Below are 25,563 nucleotides of genomic sequence, written 5' to 3' on the forward strand. Positions count from 1 at the left end.
CCTCAGCGGGCGATCTCGGTGGCCCGGGATTCCCGGACGACCGTCACCCGGATCTGGCCCGGGTAGGTCAGATCGGCTTCGATCTGCTTCGCCACGTCGCGGGCCAGCATCTGGGCCCCGAGGTCGTCGACCTCCTCGGGCGAGACCATCACCCGCACCTCGCGGCCAGCCTGCATGGCGAAGACCTTCTCCACCCCGGGCCGGCTGCCGGCGATCTGCTCGATCTGCTCGAGCCGGTGGACGTAGGACTCGAGGCTCTCCCGGCGGGCACCGGGGCGCCCGCCGGAGCAGGCATCGGCGGCCTGGGTGAGTACCGCCTCGATCGTCTGTGGGGCGACCTCGTTGTGGTGCGCCTCGATCGCATGGACGACGTCGGGGTGCTCGCCGTACTTGCGGGCCAGCTCGGCGCCGATGATGGCGTGGCTGCCGGAGACCTCGTGGGTCAGCGCCTTGCCGATGTCGTGCAGGAACGCCGCCCGGGTCAGCAGGGCGGTGGGCATGTGCAGCTCGGCGGCCATGATCCCGGCGATGTGCGCCGTCTCGATCAGGTGGGCGAGCACGTTCTGGCCGTAGGAGGTGCGGTAACGCAGCCGGCCCAACAGGGCGATCAGCTCCGGGTGGATCTCGCCGACACCCACCTCGAGAACGGCCTCTTCCCCGGCGCGGAGGCACAGCGCGTCGATCTCGACCTTGCTCTGCTCGTAGACCTCCTCGATCCGGTGCGGATGGATCCGGCCGTCGAGGATGAGCTTCTCCAGGGTGAGCCGGCCGATCTCGCGGCGTACCGGGTCGAAGCAGGACAGCAGCACGGCTTCGGGGGTGTCGTCGATGATCACGTTGACGCCGGTGACCGATTCGAACGCCCGGATATTGCGGCCCTCGCGGCCGATGATGCGGCCCTTCATCTCATCGGCCGGCAGGTGCATGACGCTGACCACGCTCTCCGCGGTCTGGTCGCTGGCGATGCGCTGGATGGCGTCGGTGACGATCTGGCGGGCCCGCTGCTCCGCGGTCGCGGTGGCCGCCGCCTCCGCGTCGCGGACGACGATCGCGGACTCCCGGCGTACCTGCGACTCCAGCACCGTGAGGAGCTCGGCCTTGGCGTCGGCTGCGGTCAGCCCGGCGGCGCGTTCGAGCGCCCGCTGGTAGTCGGCGTCGAACTCCTCCAGCTCGCTCTCCCGGACGTCGAGCGCATGCTGCGTGTCGATCAGCTCCCGGTCACGCTGGTCCAGCCGGGCCCGGTCCTCGTCGAGCCGGGCCTCGCGCTCGACCACCCGCTGCTCGCGGCGTTCGGCGTCGGCGAGTGCCGCCCGGGCCGTCTCGGTGATCCGCTCGGCCTCCCGCTGTGCGTCCTGCTCGGCCCGGTGCCGGGCCCGTTGCACCACAGCAGTCGCGTCGAGGTCGGCCTGTCGGCGCAGGTTGTCGGTCTCGACCGCGAGCGCGTGCCGGGCTTCGTCGGCCTCCTGGGCGACGGTCCGCCGGACCGAGGCGGCCTCCGCCTCCGCCCGACGCCGTGCGGTCGCAGCGGACGACTCCGCCTCGGCACGGGCGGTAGCGATGATGCGGGCGGCCTCCTCCGACGCGTCCTCGCCGGCCGCGTGGTCGGCAGCCGCGGTGGCAACAGGGTCGACCGGACTCGTGGACGCCTCGGGCGGGTGCTGCGGGGTGGTTTCCGCCGGGGACTGGGTGCGACCGGCGATGGCCTTGGCCCGACTGGTCACCACCACCACGCGAATCAAGACGACGACACCGACGAGGACGACGCCAAGAAGCACCACGATGAGCGCCTGGAGGAGACCTGACACGTCAACCTCCTCTGTCGGCTTCCCACCGTGCGTGCGCACGGTGCTGCGGTACGAGGAGTCACCGACGCCGACGCACTGCGGGCGCCGGTCACCTGCCCCGGCGGCTCGTCGGCCACGACACCCGCGCCCGGAGGGCGCGACACACAGACCCCGCAGATACGGGAACACGCCCAACCCTGGGCGGTGAGAACGGTCAACCTAGATGGTGTACCTAGGCGGTGTCGGTCGGACTGCTCTATATGGGCGTATCGGACACATGCAGTGGCAGGGTTAACTCCTCGTACTCTGAGGCTAAATCCGGCCCTGGGGACGGTCAAGCTGAGGACCGGCCCGCCGGTCTCCGACACGCCAGGTCTGGCGACGGCTACGGACCGTCGCCGAGCGAGAGATCGACCGCCTCCGCCGCGTCGGGGTCGCCGCGGCCCGCGAGGTCATCGATCTGACTCCCCCGCGCCGTCAGCTCCTCCCGGACCACGCGATAGGCGAGGCCCGCGGGATAGCCCTTGCGGGCGAGCAGTCCCAGCAGCCGACGCTGGCGCGTGACCGGATCGAGCCGGGCGTCGCCGCTGCCGGCCAGCCGGCGGCGGACGAGGGCCCGAGCGGTCTGCTCCTCGGTGTCCGGGTCGAGCTCCCCCACCGCCTCCGCCGTCGTCTCGGGGTCGACCCCGCGGTGCCGCAGCTCCGCGCTCAGCGCCCGGCCGGCCAGCCCGCGACCGTGGTGCCGCGAGCTCACCCAGGAGCGGGCGAAGGTGGCATCGTCGATCAGTCCGACCTCGCCCAACCGGGCGAGCACCCGGCCCGCAGCCTCGTCGGGGACGCCACGTCGGGACAGCGCGTCCGCGAGCTGGGCCCGGGTGCGCGGCCCCTGGGTCAGCAGGCGCAGACAGATGGTCCTTGCCACCGACTCCGGATCGGCCGGCGGGCCGGTGCCGCGATCGTCGGTACGGTCGTCGGCCCGGTCCGACCGCGAGGAACGACGGGTCGCACGCCGGGTGCTCATCCGATCAGAAGTCGACCGGTGCCGGTGCCGGCGTCTCCGCGCCGGCCTCGGCATCCAGCTGGGCGCCGATCCCCATCTTCTCCTTGATCTTTTTCTCGATCTCGTCGGCGAGATCGGGGTTGTCCCGCAGGAACGCCCGCGAATTCTCCTTGCCCTGCCCGAGCTGGTCGCCGTCGTAGGTGTACCAGGCACCGGACTTGCGGACGATCGACTGCTCGACGCCGACGTCGAGCAGCGAGCCTTCCCGGCTGATCCCGACGCCGTAGACGATGTCGAACTCGGCCTGCTTGAACGGCGGGGCCACCTTGTTCTTGACCACCTTGACCCGGGTCCGGTTGGCCACGGCCTCGCCGCCGTCCTTGAGCGTCTCGATCCGGCGTACGTCGAGCCGCACCGAGGAGTAGAACTTCAGCGCCCGCCCGCCGGAGGTGGTCTCGGGCGAGCCGAACATCACGCCGATCTTCTCCCGGAGCTGGTTGATGAAGATCGCCGTGGTGTTGGAGGTGTTGAGCCCACCGGTCATCTTGCGCAGCGCCTGGCTCATCAGCCGGGCCTGCAGGCCGACGTGGGAGTCGCCCATCTCACCCTCGATCTCCGCGCGGGGGACGAGCGCGGCCACCGAGTCGATCACCACGATGTCGAGCGCGCCGGAGCGCACCAGCATGTCGGCGATCTCCAGCGCCTGCTCGCCGGTGTCCGGCTGGGACACCAGCAGGGCATCGGTGTCGACGCCGAGCGCCTTCGCGTATTCCGGGTCGAGCGCGTGCTCGGCGTCGATGAAGGCCGCGATCCCGCCGGCCGCCTGCGCATTGGCGACCGCGTGCAGGGCGACGGTCGTCTTACCCGAGGACTCCGGGCCATAGATCTCGACCACCCGCCCGCGCGGGAGGCCGCCGATGCCGAGCGCGGCGTCGAGGGCGATCGATCCCGTCGGGATGACCTGTATCGGAGCGCGGGTCTCGTCGCCGAGCCGCATCACCGAGCCCCGGCCGAACTGCTTGTCGATCTGGGCGAGCGCGACGTCAAGGGCCTTCTCGCGGTCCAGTCCTGCCATGAGGTCCACCTCTTCGTCGGCGGCCCGCGCTGGGCGGCACCGCGCCGTTTCTGTCATCGGTGACGCTAGAGCCGGCCTCCGACAAAAGGCGCCGGCCGAGCCAACCTGTGGATCACCGTGGTGTCTGGGGACAGCCTAGGCGAACAGGTGTTCGATCGCGGCGGCCGACACGCCGGGTGGCGCGATCCATGCCGGAGCGGATCCGACGACCGCCCGGGGAGAGCGAGCGACTACCGCTCCCGCGCCGGCAGGCCGAACTCGTCGCACACGGCGCGCCAGACCGCCTTGGTGTCGACCCCGGCCTCGAGCGCCTCCGTCGCGGTGCGCCCGCCCAGGCCGGCCATCACATGGTCGCGGGCCAGCGAGTCGGCGTAACTCTCGCCGAAGTGGCTGCGCATCCGCGCCCAGAAGTCGGTCAGCCGCACCGGGCCAGCGTAGTCGGCGCCCGGTGGGTGGGGCGAGGGCAGCAGCACGGCTGCCGGCTGTCGATGCCGGTCCATTCGTCCGCGCGGAAGGCGATACCCCGAAACCGATTTTAATCCCTATCTAACTGGTAGACTTTGAGGATGAACATGGGGGGACAACACGATTCCGGCCGTCCACGGACGGTCGCGATCGTCGGCGGCGGCGCCAGCGGAGCGCTCACGGCCGTCGCGCTGACCCGCCTCGCCGATCGATCGGACCGGGCCATCCGGGTCCAGCTCTTCGATCCGACCACTAGACCAGGCCGGGGGCTCGCCTACGGAACGACCGACCTGCGGCATCTGCTCAACGTCCGGGCCGGCCGGATGAGCGCCTTCCCCGACGAGCCCGACGACTTCGTCCGGTGGGCCGAGTCCGCCGGCATCGACGTACACCACGACACCTTCCTGCCGCGGCGCTACTACGGCGACTACCTCGCCGGACTCGTGGACGACGCCGTGCGCACCGGCGTCTTAGAGGTCCGCCGGGGATGGGTACGGGCAGTCCGGCGGACCGAACACGGCTTCGACCTGCAGACCACCGACGGCGCCGCCCGGGCCGACGCCGTCGTCCTCGCCTACGGCAACCTGCCGCCGGCCACTCCGGGCTCGACCGCCACGCGATGCGACCTGGTCAACGCCTGGGAGAGCGACGCGCTCGAGCGACTTCCCGACGACGGTCCGCTGCTGCTCGTCGGCACCGGGCTGACGGCGGTCGACGCAGCGCTGACCGTGCTCGGCGACCACCCGCAGCGACGGGCGATCGCGGTGAGCCGGCACGGTCTCCTGCCGCGTAGTCACCAGTCGGGACCCGAAGGGGTCTGGTCCACCCCGATCCCCGCGGCCGGCGAGCCGCTCACCGTCGCCGGCCTCCGGGCGCTGCTCCACCGGGAGGTCGCCGCGGCGGCACGGGCCGGCGTGGACTGGCGGGCGGTCATGAACGGCCTCCGCCCGGTGACGCAGGGCATCTGGATCCGCCTGTCGGAGGACGAGCGCCGGATCTTCCTCGCGACCGCGGCCCGCGAGTGGGAGGTCCATCGGCACCGGACGGCGCCGGCAGTCACGGAAGCGCTGGACCGCCTGATGGCCGACGGCCGACTGACCATCCGCCGCGCGGCGCTGGTCGGGGCCAAACCCGATCCCCCGGGCTACCGGGCGTTGCTCGAAGCACCGGACGGGACACGGGACGAGCTCCGAGTGGCGGCGATCCTCAACTGCACCGGTCCGCGCACCGACGTCACCGGCTCCGACGACCCGCTACTGGCCTCGATGCTCGCCGACGGCCTGATCCGGCCCGATCCGCTCCATCTCGGACTCGACACCGACGACCTCGGCGCGCTCGTCGACCGCGACGGAGACAGCGACCCGCGTCTGATCACCGTCGGGCCGCCTCGCCGGGGCGGGCTCTGGGAGTGCAACGCCGTGCCGGAGATCCGCGACCTGGCGGCACAGGCGGCCCGTCATCTGCTCGCCGAGCTCGATGTCGAACCGGAGGCGCTGGCGGACGACCGTGCGGTCGCCGGAGCGGCCCGGCACTGACGGTCGACGCCGAGGTCGCCGTCGACCGGATTGAGCACCCGCGAACCTGTCGTACCCTCGGTGCAGGATGCGATGGTGAGCACAATCGACGACTTCTCGCCGGCCACCCGGGCCTGGTTCGACGGGGCTTTCGCCGCCCCCACCGCCGCTCAGCAGGGTGCTTGGGACGCGATCGGGCGCGGCAGTAACACCCTGGTGGTCGCGCCGACGGGATCGGGCAAGACGCTGGCCGCGTTTCTCGCCGCCCTCGACCGGCTTGCCACCTCACCCAAACCCGACGATCCACGCCGTCGCTGCCGGGTGCTCTACGTCAGCCCGCTGAAGGCGCTCGCCGTCGACATCGAGCGCAACCTGCGTTCTCCGCTGACCGGGATCCGGCAGGCGGCTGCGCGGCTCGGCCTCCCCGAGCCCGACATCGAGGTCGCCCTCCGCTCCGGTGACACGCCGCCCGAGGAGCGCCGTGCCTTCGCCCGGCGTCCGCCGGACATCCTCATCACCACGCCGGAATCGCTCTTCCTGCTGCTCACGAGCGCCGCCCGCGAGGCGCTGCACGGCATCGACACGGTGATCGTCGACGAGGTCCACGCCGTCTGCGCCAGCAAGCGCGGCGCTCATCTGGCCGTCTCGCTCGACCGTCTCGACCTGCTCCTCGACACGCCGGCCCAGCGGATCGGCCTGTCGGCCACGGTCCGGCCGGTCGACGAGGTGAGCCGGTTCCTCGCCGGCGGACGCCCGGTCACGGTCGTGGCGCCACCGGCGCAGAAGTCGGTGCAGTTGGAGGTCGTGGTCCCCGTCGAGGACATGTCCACCCTGGGCGAGCCGACCGGCGACCTGTCCGGGTCCGCGACCGGCGCCGAGCAGCGCTCGTCGATCTGGCCGGCGGTCGACGAGCGGATCCTCGATCTGATCGAGGCCCACCGCAGCACCATCGTGTTCGCGAATTCGCGCCGGCTGGCCGAGCGACTCACCTCACGCCTCAACGAGCTCGCCTATGAGCGGCAGTACGGCGAGGAGCTCGACTCCGGCTCGGGCCGGCTCCCGGCCGAGATGATGGCCCAGGCCGGCTCCGGGCCCGGCGCCCCGCCGGTGGTGGCCAGGGCGCACCACGGTTCGGTGTCGCGTGAACAGCGGGCCGTGGTGGAGGAGGAACTGAAGGCCGGGCGGCTGCCCGCGGTCGTCGCGACCAGCAGTCTGGAGCTCGGCATCGACATGGGCGCGGTCGACCTCGTGGTGCAGGTCGAGGCGCCCCCGTCGGTGGCCTCCGGCCTGCAACGGGTCGGGCGGGCCGGGCACCAGGTCGGTGCGGTCAGCCGCGGCGTCGTCTTCCCCAAGTACCGCGGTGATCTGCTCGCGGCGACGGTCGTCGCCGATCGCATGCAGGCCGGCGCGATCGAAGCGATCCGCTTCCCCCGCAATCCTCTCGACGTACTCGCCCAGCAGATCGTCGCGATGGTCGCGATGGACGACTGGACGGTCGACGAGCTCGCCGCGATGGTCGCCCGGTCGGCCCCGTTCGCCGGGCTGCCGGCCAGCGCGCTCGAGTCGGTCCTCGACATGCTCTCCGGCCGCTACCCGTCCGACGAATTCGCCGAGCTGCGGCCGCGGATCACCTGGGACCGGGTCACCGGCGCTCTCACTGCGCGACCCGGCGCCCAGCGGCTGGCCGTCACCAGCGGCGGCACCATCCCCGACCGCGGGCTGTTCGGGGTGTTCCTGGTCGGGACGGAGGGCGAGCCGGGCCGTCGGGTCGGTGAGCTCGACGAGGAGATGGTCTACGAGTCCCGGGTGGGCGACGTCTTCCTGCTCGGGACGTCGTCATGGCGGATCGAGGACATCACCCACGATCGGGTGCTGGTCACCCCCGCCCCGGGCCAGGCGGGCAAGATGCCCTTCTGGAAGGGCGACGCGATCGGCCGTCCGCTCGAGCTCGGTCGGGCCGTCGGCGCGTTCCTGCGGACGACGGCCGGCGCGGACCGCGCCGTCGCCGAGCGCCGGCTGCGCGAGGGCGGGCTGGATCCGTGGGCGGCGACCAATCTGCTCGACTACCTCGCCGCGCAGCGCGAGGCGACCGGGCAGCTTCCCGACGACCGCACGATCGTGGTCGAGCGGTTCCGCGACGAGCTGGGCGACTGGCGCCTCGTCGTCCACTCCCCGTTCGGCGCACAGGTCAACGCACCCTGGGCGCAGGCGATCGGTGCCCGGCTGCGGGAGCGCTACGGCGTCGACGTGACGTCGATGCACGCCGACGACGGCATCGTGCTCCAGCTGCCGGAGAACGACGCCGAGCCGCCGACGGCGGAGCTGGCGGTCTTCGAGCCGGAGGAGATCGAGTCGCTGGTCACCGCGGAGGTGGGCGGGTCGGCGTTGTTCGCCTCCCGGTTCCGGGAGTGCGCGGGCCGCGCCCTGCTTCTACCCAAGCGGGACCCACGACGGCGTACTCCGCTCTGGCAACAGCGCCGGCGGGCGGCCCAGTTGCTGCAGGTCGCGAGCGACTACGGCTCGTTCCCCGTCGTGCTCGAGACCATGCGCGAGTGCCTGCAGGACGTCTTCGACGTGCCCGGGCTGGTCGAACTGATGGGTGACCTGCGATCGCGCCGGGTGCGCCTCGTCGAGGTCGAGACCCGGCAGGCATCGCCGTTCGCGCAGTCGCTGCTCTTCGGCTACGTCGGGATGTTCATCTACGAAGGCGACGCGCCGCTGGCCGAGCGACGGGCCCAGGCCCTGTCGCTGGACAACGCGCTGCTCGCCGAGCTGCTCGGCCAGGCCGAGCTGCGCGAATTGCTCGATCCCGACGCCCTCGCCGAGGTCGAGGCCGAGCTGCAGCGGCTCGCCGACTCCCGCAAGGCCTACGACGTCGAGTCGACGGCCGATCTGCTCCGCCTCGTCGGCGACCTCACCACCGCCGAAGCCGTCGCCCGCGGAGCGCAGCCCCGGTGGCTGGCCGAGCTCGAGGAGTCGCGGCGGGCACTGCGGATCCGGATCGCCGGCGAGGAGCGGTGGATCGGGATCGAGGACGCCGGACGGGTCCGCGACGCGCTCGGCGCGCCGCTGCCGGTCGGGGTTCCGGAGACCTTCACCGAGCCGGTACGCGACCCGCTGGGCGATCTCGTCGGGCGTTTCGCCCGCACCCACGGGCCGTTCCACGTCAGCGACTGCGCGACCCGCCTCGGTATGGGCACCGCCGTGATCACCGAGGTGCTGCACCGGCTGGCCGGCGCCGGCCGGGTGGTCAGCGGCGAGTTCCGGCCCGGCGGCACCGGTCAGGAATGGTGCGACGCCGAGGTGCTGCGCACCTTGCGGCGGCGGTCGCTGGCCCGGCTGCGGGGTGAGGTCGAGCCGGTGCCGGCCGAAGCCCTGGCCCGGTTCCTGCCCGCCTGGCAGCGGGTCGGCGTCTCCTCGGCGCGCGGTCAGGAGGCCCTCACCCACGCCCTCGACCAACTCGCCGGCGTCGCCGTACCGGCGTCCGCGCTCGAGACACTGGTACTGCCCGCGCGGGTCGCCGGATACACCCCGGCGATGCTCGACGAGCTGACCGCCGCCGGTGAGGTGCGCTGGTCCGGCGCGGGTGCGCTGCCCGGCGGCGACGGCTGGATCGCCCTGGCCCCCACCGAGATCGCTGATCTCGTGCTCCCGCCGATCGACACGACACTGACGCTGACCCCGTTGCACGACGCGGTAATCGAGGCGTTGTCCGGCGACGCGGCGTTGTTCTTCCGGGCACTCGCCGATCGGGTGTTCGCCGACGGGCAGCTCGGACCCGCTGACGACGCCGCACTCGTCGCCGCGGTATGGGACCTGGTGTGGGCCGGCCGCCTGACCAACGACACCCTCGCGCCGTTGCGGACGCTGCTCGGTGCCGGAAAGGTCGCCCATCCCCGGCGACCCGCGGCGCCCCGGTCCCGATACGGCCGGGTCGGCCGCGCACCGATGCCCAGCCGGACCGGCCCCCCGACGGTCGCCGGGCGATGGTCCCGGCTCCCGGACCGGGTGGTCGATCCGACGCCGCGCGCGCACGCCCTCGTCGAGACCCTGCTCGAACGCCACGGTGTGGTGACGCGCGGTGCGGTGGCGGCCGAACACGTGGCGGGTGGTTTCGCGGCCGCCTATCGCGTGCTCCGCGCCTTCGAGGAGGCGGGCCGGGTGCGTCGTGGCTATTTCGTCGCGGGACTCGGCGCGGCCCAGTTCGCCTCCACCGGCGCGGTCGACCGGCTCCGCACCTTCGCGAGCGAGCGATCCGACACGCAACGCGCCCAGGTGCTTGCCGCGACCGACCCGGCCAACGCCTACGGCGCAGCGCTTTCCTGGCCGGAGCGACCGGAACAGTCCGGCCACCGCCCGGGCCGCAAGGCCGGTGCGCTGGTCGTCCTCGTCGACGGGCAACTCGTGCTCTACGTCGAACGCGGCGGGCGCTCACTGCTGTCCTGGTCCGACGACCCGGCCCTGCTGCAACCTGCGGCCGACGCCCTGGCCCTCGCCGTCCGCGACGGCGGACTCGGCCGGATGGCCGTCGAGCGGGCCGACGGCGTCGGCGTCCACGACTCCCCGCTCGCCCAGGCACTCGCCGCGGCGGGGTTCCGACCCACCCCACGCGGGCTGCGGTTGCGCTCCGGATAGGTTCGACCCTCAGCCGATCCGAGGGGAGCAGCGTGCATATCGTCCGGTTTGCGCAGCATGACAGCAACGGGAGTGCGGTCGGCGTCCTCACCGACGGCAAGGTCACCGGCTTCGCCGGCGTCGCGACGCTCGCCGAGCTCCTGCAGCTCCCGGCCGGGGCGCTGCGCGAGCGGTGCCTGGACCCCGGCGGGCCGACGTACCCGGTCGGCGACGTGCGCCTGCTCCCGCCCGCGGACGGTCGCACCGAGGTGTGGGCGGCCGGCGTCACCTACCAGCAGTCCCGCGCCGCCCGGGTCGAAGAGAGCGAGCGGTCGGCCACGGTCTACGAGCAGGTCTACGACGCCGACCGTCCCGAACTGTTCTTCAAGTCCGTCGCCTGGCGGGTGGTCGGCGACGGCGAACCGATCGCCGTCCGCGACGACTCGAAGGTCGATGTCCCGGAGCCCGAGCTCGCCGTCGTGGTCAACGCCGCCGGGGAGATCGTCGGTTACACCGTCTGCGACGACGTCAGCTCCCGGACCCTGGAGGGCGAGAACCCGCTCTACCTCCCCCAGGCCAAGATCTATCTCGGTGGCTGCTCCGTGGGCCCGGGTATCCGCCCGGCCTGGGAGGTCACCGACCCCTACGACCTCACGATCCGGCTCACCATCCGCCGCGGCGGCGCCGTGCACTGGTCCGGCGAGGCCAGCACGAGCCAGCTCCGCCGACGGCTCGACGAGCTGGTCGACTACCTGACCCGCGCCGACGCCTTCCCCGACGGCGTGATCCTCTCGACCGGCACCTGCCTGGTGCCCGGGACGCCGTTCACCCTCACCGCGGGCGACGAGGTGCAGATCGAGATCGACGAGGTGGGTAGCCTCACGAACCCCGTCGTCCGGGGCCGGACCGACATGCAGTGGCTGGTCGCCGGGTATGACGACACCCGTCAACGACCCCGAACCACCCAGGAGGTGACCCGATGACCGCCGGAGTGGACACCGTGGTGAGCATCGACCCGCGTACGGGCGACGCCGTCGAGAAGGTGACCGAGCAGACATCCCCCGCCGACCTCGATGCCGCCTGCGAGGCGGCGCGGGCGGCGTATCCGGGCCTGGAGGCGATGGGTCGCGACGGCCGCGCGCGGCTGCTCCGGGCGATGGCCGACGGGCTGGAAGGCGACCGGGAGGCGATCGTTGCGCTGGCCGATCGCGAGAGCGCACTCGGCCCGACCCGCCTGGGCGGCGAGCTGACCCGGACCTGCTATCAGCTCCGGCTGTTCGCCGAGGCGCTCGAGGACGGCGGCTACGTCGAAGCGACCATCGACCACCCCGGCGACACCGCCATGGGCCCGCGCCCCGACCTGCGCCGCATGCTGACCCCGATGGGTCCGGTCGCGGTGTTCGCGGTGAGCAACTTCCCGCTCGCCTTCTCCGTACCCGGTGGCGACACCGCCTCGGCACTGGCCGCCGGGTGCCCCGTCGTGGTCAAGGCGCACCCCGCCCATCCGGCGACGTCGGCGCGCTGCGCCGAGCGGATGGTCGCGGCCGCGCGCGACTGCGGGGCGCCGGAGGGCACCATCGCCGTCGTCTACGGCCAGGACGCCGGCACCCGGCTGGTGACCCACCCGGCGATCCGGGCCGTCGGCTTCACCGGCTCGCTGCGCGGCGGACGGGCGCTCTTCGACCTCGCCAACTCCCGGCCCGACCCGATCCCCTTCTACGGCGAGTTGGGCAGCCTCAACCCGATGGTGGTGACCCCGGCCGCGGCGGCGGAGCGGGCGGAGAAGATCGCCGAGGGCTTCCTCACGTCGTTCACGATGGGCGTGGGCCAGTTCTGCACCAAGCCCGGCCTGCTGTTCGTCCCGGCCGGCGCCGACGGTGACCTGCTGCGCGCGAAGCTGGCCGACGGAGCCGCGCAGGCCCCGTCCGGCTGGATGCTCAGCGAGGGGATCCGCGACGCGTTCGAGGCCGGCACCGCCCGGCTGCGGACCCAGTCCGGCGTCGATGACCTCGCGTCCTCGACCGCGGACCTCGCAGCGGGCTACTCAGCCCGGCCGCAGCTGTTCGCCGTCGCCGCGGCGGACCTCACCGGGCCACTGCTCGAGGAGTGCTTCGGCCCCGCCGCCGTCGTGGCCACCTACCGCGACGAGCGGGACCTCATCGCGGCGCTCGCCCGGGTGGAGGGTTCGCTGACCGCGACCGTGCACACCGGCGACGGCGAGTCGGAGCTGCCCCGTCGCCTCACCGACGTTCTCGGGCACAAGGCCGGCCGGGTCATCTTCAACGGGTTCCCCACCGGGGTGGCCGTCGCCTGGGCGATGAACCACGGCGGCCCCTATCCCGCGTCGACCGCGGAGGCCCACACGTCGGTCGGCATCACCGCCATCCGGCGCTTCCTGCGGCCGGTCTGCTTCCAGGACTCACCGGACGCCCTGCTCCCCGCGGAGCTGCGGGACGACAACCCCGGTGGCATTCCCCAGCGGGTCGACGGCAGGCTGATCGCCCCGGCCTGACAGCGAACCTCAGCCACGGTCGGTGCGGGCGGCGAGCCGGCGATGCACGTCGTCGGCCGCCCGCGCCGGGCCCAGCCGCCGGGTGGCGAGCCAGGCGGCCCCCGCGGCACCGTCGCGTCCGTCGCCGACCTCGAGTCCGAAGCGTTCGGTCAGTCCCCGTCGGACGGCGTCCCGCACCGGCCCGGGCGTCACCAGCACGCTGCCGGCGACCACGGCCGACCGCGCCCACGGTGCGTCGCGGAGCAGCACTCCGGCCTCGTCGAGCAGCGCCTCGGCCGCCCGCCGGGCGAGCGCCGCGGCCACGGGATCACCGTCGACCGCGGCCCGCGACACCAGCGGAGCGAGCTCGGACAGGGCGATCGGCGGACGGCGGTACGCCGCAGCCACGAGGTCGCGCACCGTGCGGTCCGACCCGGGCAGCTCGCCGGCCGGGCGGGTCGGCAGGGCGACTCCCAGTTGCGCGGCGACCAGCGGGGTCAGGGTCGTCGCGCTGCCGCGGCCCTCGAGGTCGGACAGCACGGCACGCAGCGCCCGCAGTCCCAGCCACGAGCCCGAACCGACGTCGCCGATGAGCCAGCCCAGGGCGTCGAGGTAGCGGGACATCGCGCCGGCCCGGATTTCTGCCACGACGGCGCCGGTCCCGGCCAGGACGACAAGCCCGTCCGGATCGGCGGTGCCCGCGGCGAACGCCACCTCGACGTCGGAGACCAGCAGGCGCGGACAGTGCAGCCCCAACCGCGTCCAGACGGCATCCAGCGCCTCGCCGAGACCTTCGCCGCCGTGGGTGTTGCCCCCGGCGATCCCCAACGCCACCAGCGCGACGCGGCTCACGTCCACAGTGGACAGTGCGCCTTCGAGTGCCCGGGCGACCTCGGTCATCGCCGCGTCCAGCCCGCGGGAGATCGGATTGGCGCCGCCGGCCGTGCCGGTGCCCCGCCGGTCGCCGGTCAGATCGGCGACCAGCGCGCGGACGCTGGTCGCGCCGGCATCCACCCCGGCCACCAGACGGTCGTCGCGGTCCACCGGCGCAGCGTATCCGGCAACCGTGCGGTCACCGGCAGGTGATGAGATGGGCCCCGCACGCGTCGCCGAGGTGAGGACACGACACGCATGAGCATCGATCAGGCCGGCTGCGCCGCCGCGATCCAGGACGTCATCGACCAGGTGCTCCACACGCAGCGGGACAACATCAGCGCCGCGGCCGGGCTCGTCGCCGACTCCCTCGCCGCCGGTGGAGTCGTCCAGGCTTTCGGCACCGGCCACTCGCAGGGCCTGTCGATGGAGATCGCCGGACGAGCCGGCGGTTTCGTGCCGACCAACATGCTCGCCATCCGCGACATCGTGATCTACGGCGGCGTGAAACCGGCGGACGTGGACCGCCTGGTCGAACGCGACCCGGCCGTCGCCCACCAGATCTACGACCTCGCGACGATCACCCCGGAGGACATCTTCGTCATCGGCTCCAACTCCGGCGGCAACGGCTCGGTCGTCGAGATGGCGCAGCTCGTCCGGGAGCGCGGCCATCGCCTCATCGCGATCACGTCACTCGCGCACTCGACCCGCATCGAATCCCGGCACCCGTCGGGCAAGCGGCTCTTCGAGTTGGCCGACGTCGTGATCGACAACTGCGCGCCGTACGGCGACAGCCTGATGTCGCTCGCGGGTGGTGGTTCGGTCTGCGCCGTCTCGTCGATCACGTCGGCGCTGGCCGCGCAGCTGATGGTGGCCGAGGTCGTCGCCCGGCAGCTCGCGGCCGGACTCACGCCGCCGGTGTATCTGTCCGCCAACGTGCCGGGCGGGGACGAGCACAACGACGAGCTCGAGGCGCGCTACGCCGGGCGGATCCGGCGCGGTATCAGCTGAGTACGGGGCCGGGCGCACAATCGCACCGTGCCCGAGGGTGACACGGTGTGGCTCGCCGCCAAGCGCATGAACACTGCCTTGGCCGGTCGTCAGCTGACCGCTGCCGAGCTGCGAGTGCCCGCCTACGCGACCGTCGATCTGGTCGGGCGGCGCGTGGTCGAGGTGATCCCGCGCGGCAAGCACATGCTGACCCGCCTCGACGACGGCCGGACGCTGCACACCCACCTGCGCCTGGACGGTGCCTGGCAGCTCGTGCGGGCCGGCGCCCGGTGGCGGGGCGGGGCGGCGCATCAAGTCCGCGTCGTGCTGGCCAACGCCGACTGGCAGGCTGTCGGTTTCCGGATCCACGATATCGCCGTCGTACCCACCGCCGACGAACACCGGCTGGTCGGCCACCTCGGCCCTGACCTGCTCGGTCCGGACTGGGATGCGCCGGAGGCGACCCGCCGGATCGCCGGGCAACCCGATCGGGCGATCGCCGAGGCGCTGCTCGACCAACGCAACCTCGCCGGCATCGGAAACCTCTACAAGTCCGAGACGCTCTTCCTGCGCGGCATTTCTCCGTGGGCGCCGGTGTCCACAGTGGACGATCTGACCGGCGTCGTCATGCTCGCCCAACGCCTCATCGCCGCCAATCGGGAGCACCCCGAGCAGGCGACCACCGGCGACCTGCACCGCGGGCGGCAGCACTGGGTCTACCGGCGCGGTCGCGAGCCGTGCCGCCGCTGCGGTACGCCGATCCGGGGGGCGATGCAGGCCGAACGGATCACCTTCTGGTGTCCGGCGTGCCAGCCCGCCCCAGCGCAGGCGGCCGCTGCCCGGTCGTAGAGTCACCGGCCATGAGCAACCCACAGCAATACGTCGACGGCAGTCGGTCTCCTGATGTGCAGCGCATCCTGGTCGTCACCGCCCACCCCGACGACCTCGACTTCGGCGCGGCCGGCACGATCGCGACCTGGACCAAGTCCGGGATCGAGGTCGCCTACTGCATCGCGACCCGCGGTGACTCCGGCCAGTCCGGGACCCTCCCCCGCGACGAGGTCGCCGCGTCCCGCGAGGCCGAGCAGCGCGCCGCGGCGGCGGCGGTCGGGGTGAGTGACGTGACGTTCCTCGGCTACCCCGACAGCCGGGTGCTTGTGACCCTCGACCTGCGCCGCGACATCGCCCGGCAGATCCGCCGGGTGCGGCCCCAGCGCGTCCTGACCATGACCCCGGAGCGGACGTGGGACCGCGTCGTGCACAACCACCCGGACCACATGGCGGTCGGCGAGGCCACGTTGTGCGCCGTCTACCCCGACGCGGCCAACCCGTACATCCATCCCGAGCTCTTCGCCGACGAGGGCCTCGAGGCATGGCGGGCGAACGACGTGTGGATGATCGCCGCGCCGCAGCCCACGACGTACGTCGACGTCACCGACACCTTCGACATGAAGGTCGCCGCGTTGCGGGCGCACGCCAGCCAGACGTCGCACATGTCCGGCCTCACCGACCGGCTCCGCGCGGAGCTGGCCGAGAACGCCGCAACGGTCGGCCTGCCCGAAGGCCGGCTCGCGGAGGTCTTCCGCGCCTTCCACACCGCCCGGGCCTGAGCCGCAGTGGCGGGTGGGGGCGACGCGTCGGGGTCACCCACGACGCCGATCTGGCTGCTGGACGTCGACGGCGTACTCAACGCCGTGACGCTCGACGTCGACCGGTCGGCGTGGCCGGACTGGACGACGGGGACCGCGCAGACCAGCGGACGGAGCTACCGGATCACCTTCTCGCCCGACGTGATGGCCGGGATCCGTGACCTGCACGACCGCGGTCTGGTCGAGATCCGCTGGCTCACCACGTGGTCCCGCGACGCCAACGCGGATCTGCGGCGGCTGCTCGGGTTACCCGAATTCCCGGTGGTCGGCAGCCCCGGTGGCTCGGCGGTGTGGTGGAAGCTTCCGCTCGCCCAGGAGGTCGCCCGCGAGGGCCGTCCGCTCATCTGGACCGACGACGAACTCGGCTACTCCCCCGACGCGCTGGACTGGCTCAACGGGCTCGACCAGCCCGCGCTGGCGATCGCGCCGGAGCCGACGGTCGGCCTGCGCCGGGAGCACCTGGACCGGATTCTCGCGTTTGCGACCGAGCAGGCCAGCCTCAGCGACCGCTGACCTCGCGGAGGCCGCGGGCAAGTCCGGCGAGTGCGTCGGTGGTCTCCGACAGCCGTTGTGCGGTCAGCGAGTCCGACCGGTCGTCGATGCTCGCCGAGACGACACCGGCCGCCGCAGTGACAAGCCTGTCGTAGGCGTCGACACCGTCTTCGAGTGACACGCACAGGATGCCGAGCGCCTCGTCGAGGTCGCCGACCGCCTGCGGCGGCGCGTCCCGCCGCGCGGCCTCGAGAACGACCACGCGCTCGCCGCGCGCCCGCAGCGCCGTCGCAGCCGCAGCGGCTTCGCCTGCGGCGTCGCGCCCGGACGGGCCGAGCAACACGAACAGGTTCGCGAGGGTGCGCTCCCGCGCCGAGAGCCGTTCCATCGGCACCCGGGCGGCCGACCCGTGCGGCGGAGGGGGCGGTGGCGGGGCCGGCAGCGGAGTGCGCTCGAGCACCCAGACCCGGCGTACGGCCGGGACGACGGAGTAGATCGCGAAGGCGCCGACGACGGCCAGGAACGCTCCGCCGACCACGTCGCCCTGGATGATGGCCCAGCCGGCCACGATCGAGATGCCGATGGCGAACGCCGTCCGCAGACCGAGCCCCCAGCGGGCCCGCCGACGGCGGCGGAGCAACCGGGCGACCGGGTCACGCCATGCCGCGGCGGCCTGTCGGGCGGTGTCCGCCATCTGCCCGGCACGCCGGGCCGCGGCGGCCGCGCGCGCCGCGCGGGCGGTCAGATCGGCGGCCATCGGTGACCCGGGGCTCCTAGCTCGGCTCGGAGGTCTGCTGCTGGGGTGTGTTCTGCGGCTCCGCGGTGTCGCCACCGGATGGCGCAGCCTCCACCGCCGGGGTCTCGGCGGTCGGACCGATCTCGCCCATGCTCGCGCGGATCTGATCCAGCCGCGCCGATCCGGCCATGTCGATGGTCGACTTCTCGACCTCGAGCATCCGCCCCTGCACGCTGTTGTTGGCCAGCTCGGACTGGCCGAGAGCGGTCGCATAGCGCCGCTCGATCTTCTCCTGCACCTCGGCCAGGGACGGCACGTTGCCCGGAGCGGCGAGCTCGGACATCGACTGCAGCGAGCTGGACACCTGCTCCTGCATCTTGGCCTGCTCGAGCTGGCTGAGCAGCTTGGTGCGCTCGGCGAGCTTCTGCTGCAGCATCATCGCGTTGGACTCGACGGCCTTCTTCGCCTGCGCGGCGGCCTGCAGCGACTGATCGTGCAGACCCTTGAGGTCCTCGACGGACTGCTCGGTGGAGACCAGCTGGTTGGCGAAGGCCTGCGCCGTCTGCGTGTATTCGGCCGCCTTCGTCGCGTCGCCCTTCTTCGTCGACTGGTCGGCGAGCACGAGGGCCTGCCGCGCCGAACCCTGCAGCCGCTCGATGTCGCCGAGCTGACGCGAGAGCTTCATCTCGAGCTGGCGCTGGTTGCCGATGACCTGCGCAGCCTGCTGGCACAGCGACTGGTGCTGACGCTGGGCATCCTCGATCGCCTGCTGGATCTGGATCTTCGGATCGGCCTTTTCGTCCACCTTCGCACCGAACCAGGACATGAAGTACTTCCATGACTTCACGAAGGGGTTGGCCATGATCGAGCATCCTCCTGTCAGCAGCGCACTCCCACGGTACGCCGACGTCCATCGTGGCAGGTTGCCACGCGTCGGTGCGACCCAACTGACCAGGACCGCCCCCCATCCGCGGCAGAACCGCGAATTGTTGACCAGACTAGGCGCCACCACGACGATCAGATCCCCGGCCTCGTTGCCGGCCTCGATCGGCGCACGCTCAAAACGCACTCGTAGTGCGTTTTGATCCGCGACACGCCGTGCCAGGCGCCCAAAACGCACTAGGAGTGCGTTTTGGTCGGCGGCGTCGACGGGTGCCGAGCGTGGAGCGAGCGGGAGGATCAGGCGGCGGCGGTGACCCGACGGTCCTGGGAGTCGTGCATCGGGCCGATGATGACCTTGTCCAGCCGGTCCATCGTGTCGGTACGGGGCAGAGCGGCTCCGACGGAGGCGTGCACCCGCTCCGCGGCCTGACCGGTGCTGGCCGGGATCTCGGCTCCGCGCATGGTCTCGCTGACCTCGCCGAGTACGTCGGCGAGTTGGACTTCGAGGGCCTCGCAGATCGAGGCGAGCAACTCGGAGGAGGCTTCCTTCTGGCCGCGTTCGACCTCGGACAGATACCCCAGGCTCACCCGGGCGGCGGAGGACACCTCTCGCAACGTGCGTTGCTGGCGCAGCCGCTGGCCGCGCAGTGTGTCGCCGAGAACTCGACGGAGCAGAGCCATCCGCTGCACCCCTCTCTCTCTTTGCGCTGTCTTTGTCACGGTACCCCTGGGTCTCGCGGCCTACCCGACCCGAATGGGCGTGTCAGCCGTGAGCGTAACGCCCGCGTCACTGCGCCGATTCCACCCGACCGACCCCCAGAGCGCCGGCCAGGACCTCGAGGGCGCCCAGGACGGCCTGGCGCCGGATCTCGGCCCGGTCACCGGCCAGGTGCAGCGCGCGCACCGCCCCCGACCCGGCTCCGGCCGGCTGGTCCGGGCCGGCGATTCCGACGAAGACCGTCCCCACGGCGACGCCGTCCTGCTCGTCGGGCCCGGCCACGCCGGTGACGGCGAGCCCCCAGGTCGCACCCAGCCGCGTCCGGGTCCCGGCGGCGAGGGCGGCGGCGACGTCCGGGCTGACGGGCCCCTGCGCGTCGAGCAACGGGCCGGGTACGCCGGCCAGCGACGCCTTGAGGTCGGTGGCGTAGACCACCAGGCCGCCGCGGAAGGTGCTGCTGGCGCCCGGGGTGTCGGTGAGCGCGGCCGAGAGCAGGCCGGCGGTGAGCGACTCGGCGACGGCCACGGTCTGGTCGCGGGCCCGCAGGACGACGTGCACCTGATCGGCCAGGGTCACGAGTGCTGTTCCCGGCCCGCCGCGGGCGAGCGGCCGGATCCCGTCGACAGCCGCGAGCGGCGACGCATGCTCACCGCCCGGGCCACGTAGTCCGCGCCCGTCACCAGGGTGAGGGCGACCGCGACCGCCATCACGATCACGGCCACCATGTGGGCCGGCCCGGACAGCGGGAGCACGTAGAGACCGATCGCCACCGCCTGCACGAAGGTCTTCAGCTTGCCGCCCCTGCTGGCCGGCATCACGCCGTGCCGGATCACCCAGAACCGCAGCATGGTGACGCCGACCTCGCGGACGACGACGACCACCGTGACCCACCAGGCCAGCAGCCCCAGCGTGGACAGGCCGACCAGCGCCGTACCGATGAGGGCCTTGTCGGCGATCGGGTCGGCCAGCTTGCCGAACTCGGTGACCAGGCCCCGGCGGCGCGCCAGGTCGCCGTCGATGCGGTCGGTCAGCGACGCGACCGCGAAGATGGCGCAGGCCACGATCCGCCAGCCGGTGTTGGTGCCGCCGTCGTGCACGAGGGCGAGCGCGAAGACCGGTACCAGCAGCAGTCGAAGCACGGTGAGACCGTTGGCGATGTTGAGCAGCCGGGCCGTCTGGGGCGCGGTCGCGGCGGGGTCGGGAACGAGGTTGCTCACCCCGACGCCCGCAGTGCGTCCGCCGCCACCACCTCCATGGGGTCGGCCACCAGGTCGACACCGTCGGCAGCGACGACGCGAGCGCGGACCATGTCGCCCGGCCGCAGGCCGGAGCCTCCGGCCAGGACCGTCACCCCGTCCACCTCGGGCCCCTGATGGGCGGCCCGGCCTTCGATGACGTCCCCGTCGCTCGCCTCGTCGATCCCGTCATCGTCCACCCGCTCCACCAGCACGTCGACGATCGAGCCGATCCGCTCCTCGGCGCGCTGGGCGCAGAGCTCGTCGACGAGTTCGCTGACCTGCTCGACCCGCGCCGCGATGACCTCGGCGGGGAGCTTCCCGTCGTAGCCGGCCGCTTCGGTGTTGTCCTCGTCGGAGTAGCCGAAGACCCCGACGGCGTCCAGCCGGGCGCCGGTGAGGAACCGCTGCAGTTCGTCGACGTCGGCGTCGGTCTCCCCGGGGAACCCGACGATCACGTTGGTCCGGATACCGGCGTCCGGGGTGATGGAGCGGATCTGGTCGATCAGGCCGAGGAACGCCTCCCGGCCGCCGAACCTGCGCATCCGGCGCAGCACGGGCTCACTGGCGTGCTGGAACGAGAGGTCGAAGTACGGCGCGACCCCGGGTGTCGCGGCGAGCACGGCGACCAGCGTCGGGCGCATCTCGGCGGGCTGCAGGTAGGACACCCGGACCCGGTCCAGGCCGTCGACCATGGCGAGCTCGGGGAGCAGCGACTCGAGCAGCCGCATGTCGCCGAGGTCCTTGCCGTAGGACGTGGAGTTCTCGCTGACCAGGAACACCTCGCGTACGCCGTCCCCGGCCAGCCACCGGGCTTCGTCGAGCACGTCGGTGGGGCGGCGGGAGACGAACGCGCCACGGAACCGCGGGATCGCGCAGAACGCGCACCGGCGGTCGCATCCGCTGGCCAGCTTCAGCGGAGCCATCACCGCGTGGTCCAGCCGGCGGCGCAGCACCGGGGGGCCGGAGGGCGGCGCCACCCCGGCCGGCAGGTCGAGCGGCGCGCCGTGACCGGGGACGGCGCGGTCGCTGGCGGCACGATCGACCGGGCTGATCGGGAGCAGCGAGCGCCGGTCGCGCGGGACGTGGGGGGTGATGGTCTGCCCGGCGACCACCTCGTCGAGCCGGGCGCCGATCTGCGGGTAGTGGTCGAAGCCGAGTACCGCGTCGGCCTCAGGCAGGTCCTTCGCGAGCTCCGCGCCGTAGCGCTCGGCCAGGCAGCCGACGGCGACGACCTTGGCCCCGGACTCGGCCGCCTCGAGCACGGTGTCGATCGAGTCCTTCTTCGCCGCGTCGACGAAGCCGCAGGTGTTGATCATTACGGCGTCCGGGGCGTCGGCACCGGGCTCCTCGCCGGTGAGCACCTCCCAGCCGTCGGCGGCGAGCCGACCGGCCAGCTCCTCGGAGTCGACGTCGTTACGAGCGCAGCCCAGCGTGATCAGGGCGACGCGGCGGGAGGGGGTCGACGTACGGGGCACCCCCCGAGACTACCGGCGCCCGCCACCTGCTCATCGCCACCGACGCCCGGGGCGGCCGGGACGGCTAGCCAGCCTGGTTGCTGCTGTCGGAGAACTGGACCGTGCAGACGCTCTGCGTGCACGGCCGGCCGACCTGTTTGCCGTTGACGGTGACGTTGACCGCAGGCGGATTGCCGAACCGCACGGTGAGCTTCTCGGGATCGCTGAACTTCATCTGCGCGCCGCTGTCCAGCACGCCCTCGTAGACGGAGGTGCCATCGCTCGAGGTGACCTGGAGCCAACTGCGGTCACCGGTGATCTGCACCTTCAGCGCGACACCCGAGGGAGGTGGCGCCGGGGGCTTGGTGTGGGTCGGCCGGGCGGTCGGGTGGTGGCTCGTGGGGTGCGGGGACGGGGTGTGCGACGCCGCGCCGCCGGCAGCGCCCTGCGACGCGGAGTTCGGCCCGGACCGGGTCATCAGCCAGCCGCCGACCACAACCGCGGCGAGTACGACGACGACGGCTGCTGCGGCCGCCGCCCACCGTGGCGTGAATCGGGCCGAGAAGCGGGGTGTGAACCGGCGCGGCGGGGCCGCGGGAGGTTCCGGGGAAACGCCGGAGGCGTCGATCGACACCTCTGCAGCGTCCGGCGGCTCGTCGCTGCGCTCGTCGAAGGCGGTCAGCACCGCCTGCTCGTCGGCCCCGACAACCCGGGCGATGGTGCGCAGGTGGCCGCGGGCGTAGAACGTGCCGCCACAGCCGGAGAAGTCGTCCCGCTCGATCGCGCGAATCAGCCCTACCCGGATCCGGGTGGCCGCGGCGACGTCCTCGACCGACATTCCGCGGGCTTCGCGGGCGGCCGCAACGACCGAGCCCAACGGCGAGCCCTCGCCTGACCGGCCGTCGATCGCTCTGGCATCCGGCTGATCGGATGGTGCCCCCCGGGGGTCCGGGCGGCCTGCGTCGTCACTCACGGCACCCCCCCTCCCGGACGGCTGACTGCCTTGCCCCCGCGGTGCTGTGCTCTCGAGTTCAGAGTCTAGGCGCCTGCCGTATGGATCGATAGACAACCATCAGGTACCGAACCCGGTTGCGTCCCGTTTATCCTTCGCCGCGGAGCGTAACGAGAAGACCGTCCAACTCGTCGGATTTCACCAAAACATCGCGGGCCTTTGAGCCTTCGGAGGGCCCGACGACGCCTCGAGTTTCCATCAGGTCCATCAGCCGGCCAGCCTTGGCGAACCCGACCCGGAGCTTGCGCTGCAGCATCGAGGTCGATCCGAACTGAGTGTTCACGACAAGTTCCACCGCCTGACACAGAAGATCGAGGTCGTCCCCGATGTCCTCGTCGATCTCCTTGCTGCTGGTGACCGGCGCAGTGACGTCCTCGCGGTAGGACGGGGTGGCCTGGGCGGTGCAGTGCGCGACGATCGCCGCGACCTCGGACTCGGGGACGTAGGCGCCCTGGATGCGCTGGGCCTTGCTCGCCCCCATCGGCAGGAACAGCGCGTCACCCTGGCCGATCAGTTTCTCCGCGCCGGGCTGGTCGAGGATGACCCGCGAGTCGGCCAGGCTCGCGGTGGAGAAGGCCAGCCGGCTAGGCACGTTGGCCTTGATCAGGCCGGTCACCACGTCCACCGACGGACGCTGGGTGGCCAGCACGAGGTGGATTCCGGCGGCCCGCGCCAACTGGGTGATCCGGACGACGGCGTCCTCGACGTCGCGCGGGGCCACCATCATCAGGTCGGCGAGTTCGTCGACGATGACGATGAGATACGGGTACGGCGTATAGACCCGCTCGCTGCCGGGCGGCGCCGTGATCTGCCCGGACCGCACCTTGCGGTTGAAGTCGTCGATGTGCCGGACGCCCGAGGCGGCCAGGTCCTCGTAGCGCAGGTCCATCTCCCGGACCACCCATTGCAGGGCGTCGGCGGCCTTCTTCGGGTTGGTGATGATCGGGGTGACCAGGTGCGGGATCCCCTGGTAGCCGGTCAGCTCGACCCGCTTCGGGTCGATCAGCACCATCCGGACCTCGTCGGGGGTCGCCCGGCTGAGGATCGAGGCGATCAGCGAGTTGATGCAGCTGGACTTTCCGGCACCGGTCGCCCCGGCGATGAGGATGTGCGGCATCGTCGTCAGCTTGGTGACGACGTAACCGCCCTCGATGTCCTTGCCGAGCGCCACCAGGGTCGGGTTGTGGTCGCTGGTCGCCGCGTGCGAACGCAGGACGTCGCCGAGCATCACCCACTCGCGGTCGGCGTTGGGGATCTCCACCCCGACCGCGCTCTTGCCCGGGATCGGGCTGATGATGCGGATGTCGCCGCTGCGGACGGCGTAGGCGATGTTGCGGGACAGCGCCGTGATCCGCTCCACCTTGACCCGCGGACCCAGCTCGATCTCGTACCGCGTCACGGTCGGCCCGCGGCTGAAGCCGGTGACCGCGGCGTCGACCTCGAACTCCTCGAAGACCTGGGCGAGAGCGGCGATCACCTGGTCGTTGGCCCTGCTGCGCGCCTTGGCCGGAGCACCGGCCGACAGCAGCTGGGGCGGCGGCAGGATGTAGTCGCCTTCCGTCGCGGTCAGCGCGAGCTGCTCGGCGCGGGTGGGCGCCGGGGCGGGCGTGGGCTTGCGGGGTTTCGGCCCGGCCGACCCGGCCGCCGGGTCGCCGGCGTGGGCCGGCATCGGCTCGGTCGCCGCCGGGTCGCCCGCGTCGGTCTCGGCGGTCATCGATCCCTGCCGGCGCCGGGAGGGCCGCCGGAGCCGCACCGGCCCGGGCTGTTCGCCGGCCGGCTCCTCGTCCGGCTCCGGGCTCCCCTGCCGGTGACGGAGGCGGTCGGCGAGTGCCTTCAGGCGGGCCGGGACCTGGTTGACCGGGGTCCCGGTCAGCACCAGCAGTCCGAAGAGCCCGAGCAGGCCGAGCAGCAGCGCCGCGACGTAGACCGTGAGCCCGCTCTCCAGCGGACCGGCGGCCAGCGCACCCACGGCTCCCCCGGCCAGCCTCCGGCCGGGCCAGGTGTACGGCGACCCGTGCGCGACGTGACACAGGCCGGTGACCGACAGGGTGAGGGCGACCCAGCCGACGAGCATCCGACCGCGGATCTCCGGCCGCGGAGCCTGCCGCATCAGCCGGACGGCGGCGACGACCAGCACCACCGGCAGCGCGGCCGCCGGCGCACCGAGAACGGTATGGGCCGCGTCGGCGATCCAGCGGCCGGCCGGACCGGCGCCGTGCCACCACACACCGATCGACAGCACCACCGCGAAACCGATGAGCCCCAGGCCGGCGCCGTCGCGCCGGTGCGCCTGGTCGAGATCGCGGGCGGTCGCGGCGTGCCGGCCGATCGCGCGGACGGTGCCCCCGACGCCACGGGCGGTCAACGTCCAGATGCCGACCACCATCCGCCACAGCGCGGTGCCGAACCGCTGACCCACTCCGGGTCGCCGGGCCGGCCGACGCCGCCGGGCGGGCGGCCGGGCACCGCCGCGCGGACGCGGCCGGGTGCTCGTGCGGGCCGGCATGCTTTCACCGTACCTCCGCAGGCCACGCCAGCCTCACGAGTCACAGCCGCGACACGCAGCGGCCCGGGCA

The 25,563-nt window shown here is 72.6% G+C and carries 21 protein-coding genes; 8 read left to right on the forward strand and 13 right to left on the reverse strand.

Going from position 1 to position 25,563, the window contains the following annotated elements:
- Nucleotides 1-2: 2 nt before the first annotated feature.
- The 4 genes from rny to VGH85_12760 all read right to left on the reverse strand — a co-directional run bounded on the left by rny (nucleotide 3) and on the right by VGH85_12760 (nucleotide 4,284).
- Entirely contained in the window at nucleotides 3-1,805 is a 1,803-nt protein-coding gene (rny, locus tag VGH85_12745; GenBank protein HEY2174667.1) for a ribonuclease Y, read from the reverse strand.
- Nucleotides 1,806-2,169: 364 nt separating this feature from the next.
- Nucleotides 2,170-2,805, reverse strand: coding sequence for a regulatory protein RecX (locus VGH85_12750; GenBank protein HEY2174668.1), 636 nt, complete (start codon nucleotides 2,803-2,805; stop codon nucleotides 2,170-2,172).
- Between the two features lie 4 nt (nucleotides 2,806-2,809).
- The gene (recA, locus tag VGH85_12755) at nucleotides 2,810-3,859 is read right to left on the reverse strand and encodes a recombinase RecA (protein HEY2174669.1); all 1,050 of its coding nucleotides are present in this window, start codon (nucleotides 3,857-3,859) and stop codon (nucleotides 2,810-2,812) included.
- 230 nt (nucleotides 3,860-4,089) lie between these two features.
- On the reverse strand, nucleotides 4,090-4,284 hold the full coding sequence (locus tag VGH85_12760; GenBank protein HEY2174670.1) for a DUF3046 domain-containing protein: 195 nt from the start codon (nucleotides 4,282-4,284) through the stop codon (nucleotides 4,090-4,092).
- 141 nt (nucleotides 4,285-4,425) lie between these two features.
- Here VGH85_12760 and VGH85_12765 point away from each other — a divergent pair, with 141 nt between their 5' ends.
- The 4 genes from VGH85_12765 (at nucleotide 4,426) to VGH85_12780 (ending at nucleotide 12,964) form a co-directional block, all read left to right on the forward strand.
- The gene (locus tag VGH85_12765; GenBank protein HEY2174671.1) at nucleotides 4,426-5,859 is read left to right on the forward strand and encodes an FAD/NAD(P)-binding protein; all 1,434 of its coding nucleotides are present in this window, start codon (nucleotides 4,426-4,428) and stop codon (nucleotides 5,857-5,859) included.
- Between the two features lie 72 nt (nucleotides 5,860-5,931).
- Complete coding sequence (locus VGH85_12770; GenBank protein ID HEY2174672.1) at nucleotides 5,932-10,473, forward strand: ATP-dependent helicase; 4,542 nt, start codon at nucleotides 5,932-5,934, stop codon at nucleotides 10,471-10,473.
- A gap of 32 nt (nucleotides 10,474-10,505) precedes the next feature.
- A complete protein-coding gene (locus VGH85_12775) occupies nucleotides 10,506-11,435 on the forward strand; it encodes a fumarylacetoacetate hydrolase family protein (protein ID HEY2174673.1) in 930 nt (309 codons plus the stop codon).
- Nucleotides 11,432-12,964, forward strand: coding sequence for an aldehyde dehydrogenase (NADP(+)) (locus tag VGH85_12780; protein HEY2174674.1), 1,533 nt, complete (start codon nucleotides 11,432-11,434; stop codon nucleotides 12,962-12,964). The genes VGH85_12775 and VGH85_12780 overlap by 4 nt, the downstream gene beginning before the upstream one ends.
- A 9-nt stretch (nucleotides 12,965-12,973) precedes the next feature.
- Here the strand turns inward: VGH85_12780 and VGH85_12785 are convergent, their stop codons facing one another.
- Nucleotides 12,974-13,987 carry a BadF/BadG/BcrA/BcrD ATPase family protein gene (locus VGH85_12785; GenBank protein HEY2174675.1) on the reverse strand — a complete coding sequence of 338 codons (1,014 nt, stop codon included), beginning with the start codon at nucleotides 13,985-13,987 and terminating at the stop codon, nucleotides 12,974-12,976.
- Nucleotides 13,988-14,074: 87 nt separating this feature from the next.
- On the opposite strand from VGH85_12785, the gene VGH85_12790 reads away from it, so the two are divergent.
- From VGH85_12790 to VGH85_12805, 4 genes are read left to right on the forward strand one after another with little or no spacing between them, the layout of a single operon-like run.
- Entirely contained in the window at nucleotides 14,075-14,827 is a 753-nt protein-coding gene (locus VGH85_12790) for an SIS domain-containing protein (protein HEY2174676.1), read from the forward strand.
- Nucleotides 14,828-14,854: 27 nt separating this feature from the next.
- Entirely contained in the window at nucleotides 14,855-15,655 is an 801-nt protein-coding gene (locus tag VGH85_12795; protein HEY2174677.1) for a DNA-formamidopyrimidine glycosylase family protein, read from the forward strand.
- A gap of 11 nt (nucleotides 15,656-15,666) precedes the next feature.
- A complete protein-coding gene (locus VGH85_12800; protein ID HEY2174678.1) occupies nucleotides 15,667-16,416 on the forward strand; it encodes a PIG-L deacetylase family protein in 750 nt (249 codons plus the stop codon).
- A gap of 6 nt (nucleotides 16,417-16,422) precedes the next feature.
- On the forward strand, nucleotides 16,423-16,968 hold the full coding sequence (locus VGH85_12805; GenBank protein HEY2174679.1) for a hypothetical protein: 546 nt from the start codon (nucleotides 16,423-16,425) through the stop codon (nucleotides 16,966-16,968).
- Here VGH85_12805 and VGH85_12810 read toward each other — a convergent pair.
- The 8 genes from VGH85_12810 to VGH85_12845 form a co-directional block, all read right to left on the reverse strand.
- Nucleotides 16,955-17,704, reverse strand: coding sequence for a hypothetical protein (locus VGH85_12810; protein HEY2174680.1), 750 nt, complete (start codon nucleotides 17,702-17,704; stop codon nucleotides 16,955-16,957). The genes VGH85_12805 and VGH85_12810 overlap by 14 nt on opposite strands.
- Before the next feature lie 16 nt (nucleotides 17,705-17,720).
- Entirely contained in the window at nucleotides 17,721-18,545 is an 825-nt protein-coding gene (locus tag VGH85_12815) for a PspA/IM30 family protein (protein ID HEY2174681.1), read from the reverse strand.
- Between the two features lie 317 nt (nucleotides 18,546-18,862).
- Nucleotides 18,863-19,246, reverse strand: a complete 384-nt coding sequence (locus tag VGH85_12820; protein ID HEY2174682.1) for a helix-turn-helix transcriptional regulator — start codon at nucleotides 19,244-19,246, stop codon at nucleotides 18,863-18,865.
- A gap of 106 nt (nucleotides 19,247-19,352) precedes the next feature.
- Nucleotides 19,353-19,859 (reverse strand): CinA family protein, encoded by a 507-nt coding sequence (locus VGH85_12825; GenBank protein HEY2174683.1) that lies wholly within the window; start codon nucleotides 19,857-19,859, stop codon nucleotides 19,353-19,355.
- A complete protein-coding gene (pgsA, locus tag VGH85_12830) occupies nucleotides 19,856-20,500 on the reverse strand; it encodes a CDP-diacylglycerol--glycerol-3-phosphate 3-phosphatidyltransferase (GenBank protein HEY2174684.1) in 645 nt (214 codons plus the stop codon). The genes VGH85_12825 and pgsA overlap by 4 nt, the downstream gene beginning before the upstream one ends.
- Complete coding sequence (rimO, locus tag VGH85_12835) at nucleotides 20,497-21,996, reverse strand: 30S ribosomal protein S12 methylthiotransferase RimO (protein ID HEY2174685.1); 1,500 nt, start codon at nucleotides 21,994-21,996, stop codon at nucleotides 20,497-20,499. Before rimO ends, pgsA begins: the two co-directional genes overlap by 4 nt.
- Before the next feature lie 64 nt (nucleotides 21,997-22,060).
- Nucleotides 22,061-22,948 (reverse strand): helix-turn-helix domain-containing protein, encoded by an 888-nt coding sequence (locus tag VGH85_12840; protein HEY2174686.1) that lies wholly within the window; start codon nucleotides 22,946-22,948, stop codon nucleotides 22,061-22,063.
- Between the two features lie 127 nt (nucleotides 22,949-23,075).
- Nucleotides 23,076-25,493 carry a DNA translocase FtsK gene (locus VGH85_12845; GenBank protein HEY2174687.1) on the reverse strand — a complete coding sequence of 806 codons (2,418 nt, stop codon included), beginning with the start codon at nucleotides 25,491-25,493 and terminating at the stop codon, nucleotides 23,076-23,078.
- Between the last annotated feature and the right edge of the window lie 70 nt (nucleotides 25,494-25,563).

The sequence above is a fragment of the Mycobacteriales bacterium genome, assembly GCA_036497565.1.
GTDB lineage: Bacteria > Actinomycetota > Actinomycetes > Mycobacteriales > QHCD01 > DASXJE01.

What these genes read in the sequence shown, in the direction of transcription:
- VGH85_12845 (HEY2174687.1), bottom strand. Translation starts at nt 25,493, where the DNA reads ATGCCGGCCCGCACGAGCACCCGGCCGCGTCCGCGCGGCGGTGCCCGG.
- VGH85_12820 (HEY2174682.1), bottom strand. Translation starts at nt 19,246, where the DNA reads ATGGCTCTGCTCCGTCGAGTTCTCGGCGACACACTGCGCGGCCAGCGG.
- recA (HEY2174669.1), bottom strand. Translation starts at nt 3,859, where the DNA reads ATGGCAGGACTGGACCGCGAGAAGGCCCTTGACGTCGCGCTCGCCCAG.
- VGH85_12815 (HEY2174681.1), bottom strand. Translation starts at nt 18,545, where the DNA reads ATGGCCAACCCCTTCGTGAAGTCATGGAAGTACTTCATGTCCTGGTTC.
- VGH85_12770 (HEY2174672.1), top strand. Translation starts at nt 5,932, where the DNA reads ATGGTGAGCACAATCGACGACTTCTCGCCGGCCACCCGGGCCTGGTTC.
- VGH85_12800 (HEY2174678.1), top strand. Translation starts at nt 15,667, where the DNA reads ATGAGCAACCCACAGCAATACGTCGACGGCAGTCGGTCTCCTGATGTG.
- VGH85_12790 (HEY2174676.1), top strand. Translation starts at nt 14,075, where the DNA reads ATGAGCATCGATCAGGCCGGCTGCGCCGCCGCGATCCAGGACGTCATC.
- VGH85_12810 (HEY2174680.1), bottom strand. Translation starts at nt 17,704, where the DNA reads ATGGCCGCCGATCTGACCGCCCGCGCGGCGCGCGCGGCCGCCGCGGCC.
- VGH85_12765 (HEY2174671.1), top strand. Translation starts at nt 4,426, where the DNA reads ATGAACATGGGGGGACAACACGATTCCGGCCGTCCACGGACGGTCGCG.
- VGH85_12780 (HEY2174674.1), top strand. Translation starts at nt 11,432, where the DNA reads ATGACCGCCGGAGTGGACACCGTGGTGAGCATCGACCCGCGTACGGGC.
- VGH85_12750 (HEY2174668.1), bottom strand. Translation starts at nt 2,805, where the DNA reads ATGAGCACCCGGCGTGCGACCCGTCGTTCCTCGCGGTCGGACCGGGCC.